Below are 14,615 nucleotides of genomic sequence, written 5' to 3' on the forward strand. Positions count from 1 at the left end.
ACAAAAACTGAGCCGAATTTTTAAACCACCATCCAGTACAGGAGATTCTTGAATGGCAAAGACCGTCGCAGACGTCATGAACATGGTCAAGGAAAACGAAGTCAAGTTCGTTGACTTCCGTTTTACCGACACCCGGGGCAAACAGCACCACACCACGGTGCCCGTGTCTCATTTTGATGAAAACAAATTCACCGACGGCCATGCATTCGACGGTTCGTCCATCGCCGGCTGGAAGGGCATCGAAGCCTCGGACATGCAGCTGATCCCTGATCCGGCCACGGCCAACATCGATCCGTTCTTTGAGGAAACGACGCTGATCATGACCTGCGACGTGATCGAGCCAACCGACGGCAAGGCCTACGAGCGCGACCCCCGCTCCATTGCCAAGCGCGCCGAAGCCTACCTCAAGTCCACCGGCCTGGGCGACACCGCCTATTTCGGACCAGAGCCAGAATTCTTCATCTTCGACGGCGTGCGCTGGAGCACCGAGCCGGGCCACACCTTCTACGAAATCGAAGAGTACGAAGCGCCGTGGAACACCGGCACCAAGCTCGAAGGCGGCAACCGCGGCCACCGTCCGACTGTCAAGGGCGGCTACTTTCCCGTGCCTCCGGTGGACAGCACGCAGGATATGCGCGCTGAAATGTCGCTGATCCTCGAATCGCTGGGCATCCCGGTCGAAGTGTTCCACCACGAAGTGGCGGGCGCTGGCCAGAATGAAATCGGCACGCGTTTCTCGACCTTGGTCGAGCGCGCTGACTGGACCATCCTGCAAAAGTACGTGGTTCACAACGTGGCCAACGCCTACGGCAAGACCGCGACCTTCATGCCCAAGCCTTATGCGGGCGACAACGGCTCGGGTATGCATGTGCACCAGTCGGTGTGGAAAGACGGCAAGAACCTGTTTGCCGGCGACGGCTATGCCGGCCTGAGCGATTTTGCGCTGCACTACATCGGCGGCATCATCAAGCACGCCCGTGCCCTGAACGCCATCACCAACCCCGGCACCAACAGCTACCGCCGCCTGGTCCCGCATTTCGAGGCCCCGGTCAAGCTGGCTTATTCGGCCAAGAACCGCTCGGCATCGATCCGCATTCCCTACGTGGCCAACCCCAAGGGCCGCCGCGTCGAAGCGCGCTTCCCTGATCCGCTGATGAACCCTTACCTGGGTTTTGCGGCCCTGTTGATGGCCGGCATGGACGGCGTGGAAAACAAGATCCACCCCGGCGAAGCCGCCACCAAGGACCTGTACCATCTGCCGCCCGAAGAAGACAAGCTGGTCCCCACCGTCTGCCACAGCCTGGACCAGGCATTGGAAGAACTGGACAAGGACCGCGCCTTCCTCACCAAGGGCGGCGTGTTCACCGACAGCATGCTCGATGCCTACATCGAACTGAAGATGGGCGAAGTCAACCGCACCCGCGTTGAAGTCTCGCCGGTCGAATACGACATGTACTACTCGCTGTAATCAGCGTCAGTCCACCCGCTTCGCTAAAGCGGGCGGCTCAACAAAAAGGATGGCTTGTGCCATCCTTTTTTTATGGCGCCACGGGGTTGATGCCCGGATGATTTCGTATTTTTGACGCTTTGCAGCATACTCATGGGCGAATTCCGTATCCACCCTGCACTTACCGGCAAGCGCTTCCAGGCGCTGTAATCCTCCCCATGAAAATTCTCTGCTCCCTGTCTGTTTTTTCCATGCTGCTGATCAGTGCCGGCCAGAGCGCCTGGGCGCAACAGATTTACCGCTGTGCCGGCGTCGGAGGCGCAGCGCCTGAATACATCAACAACGTCAAGGATGCGCAGACGCGCAACTGCAAGGCGGTTTCCGGTGGCAATGTCACGGTGGTGCAGGGCACGCCCATCCCGAAGGCGCCGGCGCGCGTGGCTACCAGCCCGGCGGCCGGCACTTCGCGCGCCGACAGCAGCCCCGACCAGCGGGCGCGCGACAGCGATTCGCGCATCATCCTGGAGTCGGAGCTGCGCAAGTCCGAAGCCCGGCTGGCCGAACTGCAAAAGGAATACAACAACGGCGAGCCCGAGAAGCAAGGCATCGAGGGGCGCAACTACCAGCGCTACCTCGACCGCGTCAGCGACCTGAAAGACAGCATTGCGCGCAGCCAGAGCGACATTGCCGGCCTGAAGCGCGAAATTTCCCGACTGCCAGCGGCAAATTAAGCCCGATTGACCCCGCTTCTGGATGAAAATGGGGCGCTTGAAAAAGCCATCCATCCCCACCTTCCTGTCTTCCTTCCCGGCTTCGGGAACCATCCGCTTCCAGGCCTTTGACCTGCTGGCCACCCTGATTGCGGTGGTCCGCACCAATGGCTGCGTGGTGTTTGCCAACGCGGCACTTGAAGACGCCCTCGGCACCTCGCGCCGGACCATCGAGGGCTCGCAACTGCCCGAATGCTTCACCGAGCCGCACATCCTCAAGCATGCGCTGGAAGGCGCGGGCAGCAACGAGTTTGCCGCCCTGCGCTACGACGCCTGGCTGCGCCGCCTGAACCATGAGCCGATGCCGGTGCATGTCGTGGTGGCGCAGACCGACACGCCCGGCGAGGCCATCGTGGAAATGCTGCCGCTGGAGCAGCAGGCCAAGCAGGACCGCGAGGAACGCCTGATCGACCAGGCGCAGGCCAACAAGGAACTGATCCGCAACCTGGCGCACGAGATCAAGAATCCGCTGGGCGGCATTCGCGGCGCGGCGCAACTGCTGCAGATGGAAATCGGCAGGGAGCTGACCGAATACACCCAGGTCATCATTCACGAGGCCGACCGCCTGCAGACGCTGGTGGACCGCCTGCTGGCGCCGCACCGCAGGCCGCACCTGGTGGGCGACGTGAACATCCACGAGGTCTGCGAGCGGGTGCGCTCGCTCATTCTGGCCGAGTTTCCCAAGGGCTTGCGGGTGGTGCGCGACTACGACACGTCGATTCCCGAGTTTCGCGGCGACCGCGAGCAGCTGATCCAGGCGGTCATCAACATTGCCCACAACGCCGCCCAGGAACTGGCCGAACGCATCGCGGCGGGCAACGCAAAAATCACTTTCCGCACGCGCATTGCCCGACAGGTAACTTTTGGAAAGAAGCGCTATCGGCTGGCACTGGAATTGCATGTCATTGACAATGGGCCGGGTGTTCCGGACTCCATCAAGGACCGTATTTTCTATCCCCTGGTTTCAGGGCGCGAAGGCGGTTCGGGGCTGGGGCTGACACTGGCGCAAACCTTTGTCCAGCAACACCACGGCTTGATTGAGTGCGAAAGCCGGCCCGGCCATACAGACTTCAAGCTGCTGATACCGCTGCCCTGAAGTCTGCTGTCTTTCATTTCAAAGATAACCACGCTCCAAGCAAAGGGACAACAAAGCATGAAACCGATCTGGATTGTTGACGATGACCAGTCCATCCGGTTTGTTCTGGAAAAAGCGCTGCTGCGCGAAGGCCTGCCCACCCGCAGCTTTACCAATCCGCGCGAAGTGCTGGCGGCGCTCGACGTGGCCACCGAAGGCGACGGCCCGCAAATCCTGGTCAGCGACATCCGCATGCCCGGCGGCTCGGGCCTGGACCTTCTTGAAAAGGTCAAGGCCAAGCTGCCCGGCCTGCCGGTCATCATCATGACGGCATTTTCCGACCTGGACAGCGCCGTGTCGGCCTTCCAGGGCGGGGCGTTCGAATACCTGCCCAAGCCGTTTGATTTGCACAAGGCGGTCGAGCTGATCCGCCGCGCCGTCGAGGAAAGCCAGCGCGAGGAAGTCGCCGAGGAGCGCATGACCAACGCGCCGGAGATGCTGGGCCAGGCGCCGGCGATGCAGGACGTGTTCCGCGCCATCGGCCGTCTGAGCCAGAGCATGGTCACGGTGATGATCACCGGCGAATCGGGCTCGGGCAAGGAACTGGTGGCGCGCGCGCTGCACAAGCATTCGCCGCGCGCCAACGGGCCGTTCATCGCCATCAACACCGCCGCCATCCCCAAGGATTTGCTGGAAAGCGAGCTGTTCGGCCACGAGCGCGGCGCCTTCACCGGCGCGCAGACGCTGCGGCGCGGCCGCTTCGAGCAGGCCGACGGCGGCACGCTGTTCCTCGACGAAATCGGCGACATGCCGTTCGATCTGCAAACCCGGCTGCTGCGCGTGCTCAGCGACGGCCATTTTTACCGCGTCGGCGGCCACAATGCCGTCAAGGCCAATGTGCGGGTGATTGCCGCCACCCACCAGGACCTGGAGCAGCGCGTCAAGGAAGGCAGCTTCCGCGAAGACCTGTTTCACCGCCTTAACGTGATCCGCCTGCGGCTGCCGGCGCTGCGCGAGCGGCGCGAGGATGTGTTCATGCTGACGCGCCACTTCCTGCAGCAAAGCGCCAAGCAGCTCGGCGTCGAGCCCAAGCGGATATCGGAAGCGGCGCTTCAGCAGCTGAGCCTGTTCGCTTTTCCCGGCAACGTGCGCCAGCTGGAGAACATCTGCCACTGGCTGACCGTCATGGCGCCGGCCCAGGTGATCGAGCCCAAGGACCTGCCGCCCGAAGTCCTCGGCTCGACGCCCGAGTGGAAACCCGGCGCGTCGCCGGCCGAAAAAACCGACGTGCCCCGGCAGGAATGGACAGCCGATGCCGACAGGCCGGTCGCTGCCGTGTATCCGTCGGAGGCGCTTGCGCTTGCGTCAGCGCCAGCGGTGAGCGCGACAGGCGCCGAGAGTAGCGCACTGCCGTCGCCCTGGGAAAGCGGGCTGGAGGCCGAGGCGCTGGCCTTGCTGGTGTCGGGGCGCAGCGATGTCTGGGACGTGCTGACGCGCCGCTTCGAATCCCGCCTGATCATGACCGCGCTGGCCAACACGCACGGCCGGCGCATCGAGGCGGCGCACAAGCTGGGCATTGGCCGCAACACCATCACGCGCAAGATCCAGGAACTCAATCTTGAGTAAATAAGGGCGTTTGCGCATGCTGGACGTGCGCAAGCAGCTATCTTTTTTATAGTGAGTCGAGTTCCACCACGACCGGCACATGGTCGCTGGGCCTTTCGTTCTTGCGCGGCAGCTTGTCGATCACGCAACTGCGGACCAGCGGCTTGAGCGGCTCGCTGACCAGGATGTGGTCGATCCGCAGGCCCCGGTTGCGCCGGAAGGCCATCTCGCGGTAGTCCCACCAGGAATAGCTTTTTTCGGGCTGGTCGAACATGCGAAAAGCGTCCGTCAGGCCGAGCTTGACCAGCGCCTGGAAATGCAGCCGCTCCTCGCTGGTGTGGTGGATGGTTTCGCGCAGGCCTTCGGGGTCGAAGCTGTCGCGGTCGTCGGCGGTGATGTTGAAGTCGCCCAGCAACACCAGGTTCGGATGCGCCGCCAGCTCGTCCCGAAGCCAGTTTCGCAGGCCTTCCAGCCACTTCATCTTGTAGTCGAACTTCTCGCTGCCCAGCGACTGGCCGTTGACGAAATAGCCGTTCACCACGCGCACATCGCCGCCGGGCATGTCCACCGTGGCGGCAATGACGCGCGACTGCTCGTCGGTGAAGCCAACGATGTTCTTCACAATGTGGCGTGCCGGCGTGCGGCTCAGGATGGCGACGCCGTTGTAGGTTTTCTGGCCGAACACGGCACTCTGGTAGCCGGCGGCCTCAAGTGCGGCCCGCGGAAACTTGTCGTCGCTGAGCTTGAGTTCCTGCAGGCACAGCACATCGACTGGATTGGCAGCAAGCCAGTCGAGCACCTGCGGCAGGCGAACGGTCAGGGAATTGATGTTCCAGGTGGCAATTTTCATCGGAATAGAAGCTTTGGTGAGGCGGTGAAGTGGGACAAGGTTTTGAACGAGGCGGCAAGTTTCGCATTATTCGCGCGGCTTTCGGCCGGGCAGGGACACATCGCCCAAGGGCGGGGAATCGTTTACACCTTGCTACGACCTGCGCCTGCGCAAGCCTTGCCAGCCGGCGCCCTGCTTGTTTACCATTTCATGACGCTGGGAGTTCGTTGTTTCCCCGCTGTGGCAAGCACCGCGCAGCGCGGACGGCCCGGTTGAAGTCCACAAGGTCTGCCCATGAACATTGCCGCTGGTCCGACAGACGACGCTTGCGCTGCAATGCCCTGGCCGGCGCGTGGCTGCGACAGTCATCCGCACGCATCCGGTCCACGCGCCGTGCTGCCCGGATATTTCAGTAACCGGGGCTGGCGGTGGCCGACTTTTGGCTGGGTCAGACGCGTCATCGCCGCTCTCCTGCTGGGGCTGGCCGCAGCCGCCGGCCATGGCGCGGCGGTGCTCGTGCTGGAAGTCCACGATGCCATCGGCCCGGCCAGCGCCGACTACCTGATTCGCGGCCTGTCCAGGGCCGGGGAGGCCAAGGCGCCGCTGGTGGTGATTTCGCTCGACACGCCGGGCGGGCTGGACACGTCGATGCGCCAGATCATCCAGGCGATGCTGTCGTCGCCAGTGCCGGTGGCGGTGTTCGTCAGCCCCGAAGGCGCGCGGGCCGCCAGCGCCGGCACCTACATCTTGTATGCGGCGCACATCGCCGCCATGGCGCCGGCGACCACGCTGGGCGCGGCAACGCCGGTGGCCATCGGCCTGCCGGGGTTCGGCAACCCGCCGGGCGAGCCGGCCAGGCCGCCCGCCAGCCGCAGCAGCGAAGCCAGGCCGGACGACGCCAAAAGCGGCGAGCCGAAAGCCGGCGCTCCTTCGCCGGCGCCAGCCGCCGACGCCATGACCGCCAAGCAGGTCAACGATGCGGCGGCCTTCATTCGCGGCCTGGCGCAGCAGCGCGGGCGCAATGCCGAGTGGGCCGAACGCGCGGTGCGCGAAGCGGTCAGCCTGACGGCCAGCGAGGCGCTGCGCGAGAAAGTGATCGACGTGGTTGCACAGGGCGTGCCCGACCTGCTGGCGCAGATCGACGGCCGCACGGTGCGTGTGCAGGGCGCCGAGGTGAAACTGGCCACGCGCGGCCTGGGCTTCGAGACCGTCCTGCCCGACTGGCGGCAACGCTTGCTGGCGGTGATTGCCAACCCGAGCTTCGCGCTGATCCTGATGATGATCGGCCTCTACGGGCTGATTTTCGAGTTCATGTCGCCGGGTTTTGGCGTGCCGGGCGTGACCGGCGCCATCTGCCTGCTGCTCGGGCTGTTTGCGCTGCAGATGCTGCCGGTCAACTACGCCGGGCTGGGCCTGGTCCTGCTCGGCATGGCGCTGTTCGCCGCCGAGATGCTGACGCCGGCCTTCGGTGTGTTCGGCATCGGCGGCGCCGTGGCCTTCGTGGCCGGTGGCCTGCTGCTGTTCGACCGCGACATTCCCGGCGCCGGCGTGCCGCTGCCGCTGATCATTGGCCTGGCCGCCGCCTCGGCTGCATTTTTCCTGCTCGGCGGGCGCATGGCGCTGACGGCGCGGCGCCGCCCGGTGGTCAGCGGGCGCGAGGAAATGACCGGCGCGCCCGGAGAAGTGCTGGCCGTTGAAGCCGACGGCACCGCCTGGGCGCTGGTACACGGCGAGCGCTGGAAGGTCACCAGTTCCGACCCGCTGGCGCCAGGGCAGCGGGTGCGCGTGCTGGCGCTGCGCGGGTTGACGCTGGAAGTCGTCCTCGCCGATTCTCCCTTGACTCCACCATGAAAGGATTCCGGCCATGATCTTCAACCTCAACTGGGGCCTGGGCGCCGTGCTCCTGCCGCTGCTGCTGGTCCTGCTGTTCAGCTCGGTGCGCGTGCTGCGCGAATACCAGCGCGGCGTGGTGTTCCAGCTCGGGCGCTTCTGGAAGGTCAAGGGTCCGGGGCTGGTGCTGGTCATTCCGGGCATCCAGCAGATGGTGCGTGTGGACTTGCGGGTGGTGACGATGGACGTGCCGCCGCAGGACGTGATCTCGCGCGACAACGTCTCGGTCAAGGTCAATGCGGTGGTGTTCTTTCGTGTCGTCGATCCGCAGAAGGCGATCATCCAGGTCGAGAACTTCCTGATGGCCACGAGCCAGCTGGCGCAGACCACCTTGCGCGTGGTGCTGGGCAAGCACGAACTGGACGAGATGCTGGCCGAACGCGAACGGCTGAACCTGGACGTGCAGAAAATCCTCGACGCCCAGACCGACGCCTGGGGCATCAAGGTGACCAATGTCGAGATCAAGCACATCGACCTGAACGAGTCGATGGTGCGGGCCATTGCGCGCCAGGCCGAAGCCGAACGCGAACGCCGCGCCAAGGTCATCCATGCCGAGGGCGAAAAGCAGGCGGCGATGGCGCTGCTGGAAGCCGCGCAGATGCTGGCGCAGCAGCCCGAGGCCATGCAGCTGCGCTACCTGCAAACCATGACGCAGGTGGCCGGCGACCGTGCCTCGACCATCGTGTTTCCGCTGCCGATGGATTTGCTCGGGCGGATGCTGGGCAAGGACCGGCCAGCAGCCGATCGCAATTGATGCTGATGCTCGAGGGAAAATTACAGAGGTTTTAGCACCCTGGCGCAATAGGCACGGGCGCAAGCAGCTATTAAATATGTAGCGCAGCCAGGCCGCCGAGCACCAGGCCAACGCCCGCCAGGGCAAACATGCCGTACTCCAGCCACTTCTTGCGCGTGAGCAGCGCAATCGCCGCCAGCGCAATCGAGACCTGCAGCACGGTGGTGGCTTGTGCCCAGCGGTGGTGCTGGTGCAGCTGCTCGTCAGACGAGTGGTCCCAGGCAATGGCTTCGGCTTCGAGCTTTTCAGCGCCGAGCTTGATTGCGTTCTTTTCCGTTTCGTAGCGGTCAATCTTGCTCTGGTAGGCCACCTTCTTGTCGTCAGGCGCCAGGTCGCGGGCAAATTCGGCCAGTGACTGCTTGGTGCTTTTGGCCTGAAAAAAGCTCCATTGGTTGGCTGCTTCGGTTTTTTTGATGGCGGCCGTGTTTTTGTAAAGGCCGGCATTGGCCTGCGTGGCGCCGCCCTGGTAGGAAAACAGCGCACCCACGGTGGCGATGATGGCGGTGACGACGGCAATCTGCGCAATCATGCCGCCGCCCTTGTCGTGGCCGTCATGTCCGCCCTGCGCGGCATGCTCCAGTTCATGGTCGTGCGGGCCGTGTACGTGAAATCCGTGTCCTGACATGCTTATCTTTTCGTTTCTTTTTGATAGGTGACAAAGCTGAATTCCAGCCCGCTGGCGGCAACATGGTTCTCCCGCGCCGCTTCAATCCATTGGGCACCGAGCTGCGGCGCAAACGCATCGCCGTCAAAGTCACGGGCAATCTCGGTGACCTCGATGCGCTCGGCCAGCGGCTCGGCCTGTGCATAGATTTGCGCGCCGCCGATGACCCAGACTTCTTCGGAGAGGCCGCATTGCCCCAGCGCGTCGGCCAGGCTGGCGGCCGGCAGCGCGCCCGGCGCCTGCCAGTCCAGCTGCCGTGTGATGACCACATTGGTCCGGCCGGGCAGGGGGCGAAATCGGGCGGGCAGCGAATCCCAGGTCTTGCGGCCCATGATGACCGGCCAGCCCTGCGTCAGGCGCTTGAAATGCGCCAGGTCCTCGGGCAGGTGCCAGGGCATGGCGTTGTCCTTGCCGATCACGCCATTGGCGGCGCGCGCATAGATCAGGTTGATTCTTGACATCAGACCGCCACCGGCGCCTTGATGGCCGGGTGGTGCTGGTAGTCGAGGAATTCGAAGTCCTCGAACTGGTAGTCGAAGATCGATTCGGGCTTGCGCTTGATGTTCAGCGTCGGGTAGGGAAGGGGCGCGCGGCTTAGCTGCAGCGCGACCTGCTCGGCATGGTTGCTGTAGATATGGCAGTCGCCGCCGGTCCAGATGAAGTCGCCCACGTCCAAGTCGCACTGCTGCGCCACCATGTGCGTCAGCAGCGCATAGCTGGCGATGTTGAAGGGCACGCCCAGGAAGATGTCGGCGCTGCGCTGGTAGAGCTGGCAGCTGAGCCGGCCCTTGCCGCCGGCGTCAAGGGCGGGCGCGACATAGAACTGGAACAGCGCGTGGCAGGGCATCAGCGCCATCTTGTCCAACTCGGCGACATTCCAGGCGCTGACAATGATGCGGCGCGAGTCCGGGTTGGTTTTCAGGGTCTTGATGACCTCGGCGATCTGGTCGATGCGCCCGCCATCAGGCGTCGGCCAGCTGCGCCACTGAACGCCATAGACCGGCCCCAGGTCGCCATCCGGGCGCGCCCATTCGTTCCAGATGGTCACGCCGCGTTCAAGCAGCCAGTGGTTGCTGCTCGAACCCGTCAGGAACCACAGCAGTTCCTGGATGATGGACTTGACATGCACCTTCTTGGTCGTGACCAGCGGAAAGCCTTCGTTGAGGTCAAAGCGCATCTGGTGGCCGAACACGCTTTTCGTGCCGGTGCCGGTGCGGTCGGCCTTGCGGGCGCCTTGCGTGTCCACAAGGCGCATGAGGTCTTCGTATTGGGAGCGGATGGGGCGGGTCATGGCAAGGCAGTGGAAGTAAATCAGAGGGCGGGCCGACCAGGCGGCAGGGTCGCCAATTATGCCCCGTGCCTGTCTGGCCGTGAGATGGCGCAGACTCGCCATGGGGTTGCGCGGGTATCATGTTTTGATGGCTGCTTCATCAAAACTCCCGTCAAAACCCGCGGTAGCAAAGCGTGCCGCGCCCAGGCCCTTGAAGACGCAGAAACCTGCCGCAGAGGGAGCGCCGGAGCACTTCGTTCGCGTCATTTTTTCCCAGGCGATGCACCAGAAAGCCCTTGCGGTGCTCGCCAGGCTGGAGGAGTCGCCAGACCCGGTCAAGCACCGCGATGAACTCGCCAACCTGGTGGTCGAGCTGACGAACGCCGGCATGGACTACTGCTTCATCGCGCAACTCAAACTGGCAAATCCGGGTTTCGTCACCCAGCAGTCTGCCAATCTGGGCATGGCCGGTGCGTTGCAGGTGCTGGGTTCAGTGCTGCGCAGCATCATCGGCCGAATGGACAAGGCCCAGCTGCTGTCGATTTGCGGGTCGATTCGACACCTCATGCGCTGAGCAGTTCCTGCTTCAATGCCGATATCGCCGGGCTTTCGACTGCCTCGAAATCAAAGTTTCACGATCCGCCCGGGATTCATGATGTTTTGCGGGTCCAGCGCGCCCTTGATGGCGCGCATCATCGACAGCGCCACCGGCGACTTGTAATGTGGCAGCTTGTCGGTCTTGAGGCTACCCACGCCGTGCTCGGCGGAAATTGAGCCCTCAAACCGCACCACCGAGTCATACACCAGCGTGTTGACCTCGTCTTCACGGTCGCGCAGGAAGGCTTTGGCGTCGCCGTCCTCGGGCGCCTGCACGTTGTAGTGCAGGTTGCCGTCGCCCAGATGGCCGAAGTTGACCAGCCGCACGCCGTCGATGCGCTGGCGCAGCAAGGCGTCGGTCGCCGCGACGAACTCGGGAATGCGCGAAACGGCAATCGAGATGTCGTGCTTGATGTTCAGGCCTTCCTCGGCCTGCGCCAGCGGAATGCTTTCGCGGATGTGCCACAGGCCCTTGGCCTGCGACAGGTTCTCGGCGACCACGGCGTCCACCACGCAGCCTTGGTCAAAGGCGGTTTCCAGCAGGCCCTCGAAGCGTTCGCGTGCATGCGCTTCGGATTCGCTGTCGGAGTTCTCCAGCAGCACAAAATAAGGAGCCCCCACGCTCCCCACTTCGTGTGGTTCGCTGCCCCCCGGGGGGGCCGCTGCGCCTGCAGTCCGGCAAAGCCGGTCCTGCGGCCCCTGCTGGGGCAGGCGGGAATCTACTGCCGCTGCGTGCGGTTCGCTGCTGGCCGGCGCGTCAAGGAAGGGCACGCGCAGCTGGGGGAAATGCTTGTCCACCAGGCTCAGGGCAAACTGGCCCATCACCTCGAAGCCGGTCAGCCCCGCGCCCAGGTGCTGGTGCGCCAGGCCGAGCAGCGTCACGGCCGCTTCCATCGACGGCACGGCGGCCCACGCGGTCAGCCGGGCAGCTGGCTGCGGGTAGAGCTTGAGCGTGGCGGCGGTGATGATGCCCAGCGTGCCTTCGCTGCCGACGAACAGGTCGCGCAGGTCGTAGCCGGTGTTGTCCTTGCGCAGGCCCGACAGGCCGTGCCAGATCTCGCCCTGCGCATTGACCACTTCGAGCCCCAGGCAGAGGTCGCGCGCATTGCCGTAGCGCAGCACCTGCGTGCCGCCCGCATTGCTGGCCAGGTTGCCGCCGATGGTGCAGCTGCCTTCGGCGGCCAGGCTCAGTGGAAACAGGAAGCCGGCTTTTTCTGCGCTTTGCTGCAGGTTTTGCAGGATGCAGCCGGCCTCGACGGTAACGGTCAGGTTGGCCGCGTCGAGGGCGCGCACCGCATTCATGCGCTGCAGGCTCAGCACCACCTGCGTGCCCGATTCGTCAGGCACCGAGCCGACCGCCAGGCCGGTGTTGCCACCCTGCGGCACCAGGCTGACGCCGGCGGCAAGGCAGGCCTTGACGACGGCCGCCACCTCATCCACGCTGGCCGGGCGCACCACGGCCAGCGCCTTGCCCTGCGCGCGCTTGCGCCAGTCCTGGGTGTAGGCGCTCAGGTCGCCGTCGCAGAGCACGTGCGGCGCCCCGGTGATCTGGCGAAGGGTGTCGAGAAAATCGGTTGGAGTTGTCATGGTGCGGTGTCGCCGGCAACGGCGGCGGAGGGCAGGTTTTTGAAGCGCACGCGCACATGCTGCGCGCAGGCAATGAACAGCAGCAGGCACAGCAGCACCTCGACCATGGCCAGGTAGTTGCCCGGCGCGCGGTCGCTCCAGGCGCGAACCACGCCCTCGGTGAAGTACAGCCAGACCATCAGGCTGACCCAGCGGTAGGTGTACATGCGGTTCTTCCAGATGCCGGCCAGCGGGATGACCAGCGGCAGCACTTTGAGCGCCAGCAGCGAGCCGCCGGGGCGTATCGGCGCGAGCCACATTTCCCAGGCCAGGCCGAGCACGATCAGTCCGGCCAGGCTGCCCAGGGCCAGCAGGCGTGTCATTTCAATTTGGTTTGCTTTGTTCATTTGGGTCTTTGAGGGCAGTGGCATGATACCGGGGATGAAATTTCCGCCCTCGCTTGAGGCCTTGCTCGTCGATCTGTCGCATTTTCCGTGGCGTGACACCGCCATCACCCTGCACAAGCGCTTCCGTGAAGACCGCATGGGGCTGACCGCCAGCAGCCTGACCTTCACCACGTCGATTGCGCTGGTGCCTTTTTTCACCGTGGCGCTGGCTATCTTCACCGCCTTCCCGATGTTTTCCACGCTGCAGGCGGCGCTGCAAGCCTGGCTGGTTCGCAGCCTGATTCCCGACAACATCTCGCGCCAGGTGCTGGGCTACCTGACGCAGTTCAGCGGCGAGGCCAGCAAGCTCGGCGGCGCCGGCCTGGCGGTGCTGCTGGTCACGGCGATTGCGCTGATCCTGACCATCGACCGCACGCTGAACAGCATCTGGCGCGTTCGCAAGCCAAGGCCGCTGGCGCAGCGCGTGCTGATCTACTGGGCGGCCGTCACGCTCGGGCCGCTGGTGCTGGGGGCCAGCCTGGCGGTGACGTCGTATGTGGTGTCGGCCTCCAGCGGGCTGGTCGGCGCCCTGCCGGTCAGCGTGCGCTTCGTGCTCGACGTGGCGCAGTTTTTCCTGGTGGCCGGCGCCATGGCGGCGCTCTACCGTTATGTGCCCAACACCTATGTCAAATGGGGTCACGCCTTTGTCGGCGGCCTGTTCGTGGCAGCGGGGCTGGAGATTGGCAAGAAAGTCCTGGGCGCCTACCTGACCGCCGTGCCGACCTATTCGATGGTGTATGGCGCCTTTGCTGCGTTGCCAATTTTGCTGGTGTGGATTTATGTGTCCTGGGTGATCGTGCTGATGGGCGCGGTCATCACCGCCTACCTGCCGAGCCTGATGGCCGGTGTCTCGCGGCGCGGCAGTGCGCATGGCTGGCAGTTCCAGCTGGCCATCGAAGTGCTGCAGCATCTGCAGCAGGCGCGCGGCACGGCGCGAATGGGCCTGAACATCGCCGAACTCGGCGAATCGCTCGAAGTCGATGGACTCCAGCTGGAGCCGGTGCTGGAAACGCTGCTTGAACTCGACTGGATCGGCCAGCTCAACGATGCCGAGGGAAACGCCGCGTCGCGCTACCTGCTGCTAGTCGATCCGGACCGCACGCCGCTGGCGCCGCTGATGCAGCAATTGCTGCTCGACCGCGCGCCTTCGGTCCATAATTTATGGGAAAAAGCCGGCTGGCGCACGCTGCGCCTGCGCGATGCGCTATGAAAACATGAGCAACCCGATGCAATGCATGAACGACCCCTCCGCCGCCCCGCCGTTGCCAGCAACCGACGTGACCTGGGTCGTCTGCCTGTGCGCCGACTGGTGCGGCCTGTGCCGCGACTATGCAGCGGTTTTTGCGCAGATGGCGGCGCGCTATCCGGCCTTCCGTTTTGCCTGGCTGGACATTGAAGACCAGTCCGACCTGGTGGGCGACATCGACGTGGAAACCTTCCCGACGGTGCTGATGGCCGATGCGCAGGGCACGCGGTTTTTCGGTCCCCTGACGCCGCAGGCCAACACCCTGGCGCGGCTGCTCGATTCACTGCAAAGCGCCAGCCTGCAAGCAGCGCCGCTGGCGCCGGCGACGCGGCAATTGCTCGCCGCCCTGCAAACTGCGCCCGAACACTGGGTCAAGGCTGCAGACGTGTAAACCAAGGTAAGGCTGTTCTCCGATTG

General features: G+C 64.3%; 15 protein-coding genes. 9 read left to right on the plus strand and 6 right to left on the minus strand.

Annotated elements, in window-relative coordinates; translation table 11 throughout:
• Nucleotides 1-52 precede the first annotated feature (52 nt).
• The 4 genes from glnA to ntrC all read left to right on the plus strand — a co-directional run bounded on the left by glnA (nucleotide 53) and on the right by ntrC (nucleotide 4,918).
• The gene (gene glnA, locus EC86_RS0103250) at nucleotides 53-1,468 is read left to right on the plus strand and encodes a type I glutamate--ammonia ligase (protein WP_029524263.1); all 1,416 of its coding nucleotides are present in this window, start codon (nucleotides 53-55) and stop codon (nucleotides 1,466-1,468) included.
• Nucleotides 1,469-1,665: 197 nt separating this feature from the next.
• Nucleotides 1,666-2,178, plus strand: coding sequence for a hypothetical protein (locus tag EC86_RS0103255; protein ID WP_029524264.1), 513 nt, complete (start codon nucleotides 1,666-1,668; stop codon nucleotides 2,176-2,178).
• Between the two features lie 28 nt (nucleotides 2,179-2,206).
• Entirely contained in the window at nucleotides 2,207-3,313 is a 1,107-nt protein-coding gene (gene glnL, locus EC86_RS0103260) for a nitrogen regulation protein NR(II) (protein WP_051676101.1), read from the plus strand.
• 57 nt (nucleotides 3,314-3,370) lie between these two features.
• Entirely contained in the window at nucleotides 3,371-4,918 is a 1,548-nt protein-coding gene (gene ntrC, locus EC86_RS0103265) for a nitrogen regulation protein NR(I) (RefSeq protein WP_029524266.1), read from the plus strand.
• A 46-nt stretch (nucleotides 4,919-4,964) separates the two neighbouring features.
• Here ntrC and xth read toward each other — a convergent pair whose 3' ends face one another.
• Entirely contained in the window at nucleotides 4,965-5,747 is a 783-nt protein-coding gene (xth, locus tag EC86_RS0103270; RefSeq protein ID WP_029524267.1) for an exodeoxyribonuclease III, read from the minus strand.
• Nucleotides 5,748-6,020: 273 nt separating this feature from the next.
• On the opposite strand from xth, the gene EC86_RS0103275 reads away from it, so the two are divergent.
• Both EC86_RS0103275 and EC86_RS0103280 read left to right on the plus strand, forming a co-directional pair.
• Nucleotides 6,021-7,577 (plus strand): NfeD family protein, encoded by a 1,557-nt coding sequence (locus EC86_RS0103275; protein ID WP_232229780.1) that lies wholly within the window; start codon nucleotides 6,021-6,023, stop codon nucleotides 7,575-7,577.
• A gap of 13 nt (nucleotides 7,578-7,590) precedes the next feature.
• Entirely contained in the window at nucleotides 7,591-8,370 is a 780-nt protein-coding gene (locus tag EC86_RS0103280) for a slipin family protein (protein WP_029524269.1), read from the plus strand.
• 70 nt (nucleotides 8,371-8,440) lie between these two features.
• On the opposite strand, the gene EC86_RS0103285 is transcribed toward EC86_RS0103280, so the two are convergent.
• From EC86_RS0103285 to EC86_RS0103295, 3 genes are read right to left on the minus strand one after another with little or no spacing between them, the layout of a single operon-like run.
• Nucleotides 8,441-9,034, minus strand: a complete 594-nt coding sequence (locus tag EC86_RS0103285; RefSeq protein WP_029524270.1) for a DUF4337 domain-containing protein — start codon at nucleotides 9,032-9,034, stop codon at nucleotides 8,441-8,443.
• Between the two features lie 2 nt (nucleotides 9,035-9,036).
• A complete protein-coding gene (locus EC86_RS0103290; RefSeq protein WP_029524271.1) occupies nucleotides 9,037-9,534 on the minus strand; it encodes a dihydrofolate reductase in 498 nt (165 codons plus the stop codon).
• Entirely contained in the window at nucleotides 9,534-10,364 is an 831-nt protein-coding gene (locus tag EC86_RS0103295) for a thymidylate synthase (RefSeq protein WP_029524272.1), read from the minus strand. Before EC86_RS0103295 ends, EC86_RS0103290 begins: the two co-directional genes overlap by 1 nt.
• A gap of 190 nt (nucleotides 10,365-10,554) precedes the next feature.
• On the opposite strand from EC86_RS0103295, the gene EC86_RS0103300 reads away from it, so the two are divergent.
• Nucleotides 10,555-10,917 carry a hypothetical protein gene (locus tag EC86_RS0103300; protein WP_156955206.1) on the plus strand — a complete coding sequence of 121 codons (363 nt, stop codon included), beginning with the start codon at nucleotides 10,555-10,557 and terminating at the stop codon, nucleotides 10,915-10,917.
• A 50-nt stretch (nucleotides 10,918-10,967) separates the two neighbouring features.
• On the opposite strand, the gene EC86_RS0103305 is transcribed toward EC86_RS0103300, so the two are convergent.
• Both EC86_RS0103305 and EC86_RS0103310 read right to left on the minus strand, forming a co-directional pair.
• Entirely contained in the window at nucleotides 10,968-12,527 is a 1,560-nt protein-coding gene (locus EC86_RS0103305; protein WP_029524274.1) for an FAD-binding oxidoreductase, read from the minus strand.
• Nucleotides 12,524-12,913 carry a DUF2069 domain-containing protein gene (locus EC86_RS0103310; RefSeq protein ID WP_029524275.1) on the minus strand — a complete coding sequence of 130 codons (390 nt, stop codon included), beginning with the start codon at nucleotides 12,911-12,913 and terminating at the stop codon, nucleotides 12,524-12,526. The genes EC86_RS0103305 and EC86_RS0103310 overlap by 4 nt, the downstream gene beginning before the upstream one ends.
• A gap of 34 nt (nucleotides 12,914-12,947) precedes the next feature.
• On the opposite strand from EC86_RS0103310, the gene EC86_RS0103315 reads away from it, so the two are divergent.
• Nucleotides 12,948-14,162: a YihY family inner membrane protein gene (locus EC86_RS0103315; RefSeq protein ID WP_036771774.1), complete on the plus strand. Its 1,215-nt coding sequence runs from the start codon at nucleotides 12,948-12,950 to the stop codon at nucleotides 14,160-14,162.
• Nucleotides 14,163-14,187: 25 nt separating this feature from the next.
• Nucleotides 14,188-14,589 (plus strand): thioredoxin family protein, encoded by a 402-nt coding sequence (locus tag EC86_RS0103320; RefSeq protein ID WP_029524277.1) that lies wholly within the window; start codon nucleotides 14,188-14,190, stop codon nucleotides 14,587-14,589.
• Nucleotides 14,590-14,615 lie beyond the last annotated feature (26 nt).

Origin of the sequence: Polaromonas glacialis (genome assembly GCF_000709345.1) — a bacterium.
Classification (GTDB): domain Bacteria; phylum Pseudomonadota; class Gammaproteobacteria; order Burkholderiales; family Burkholderiaceae_C; genus Polaromonas; species Polaromonas glacialis.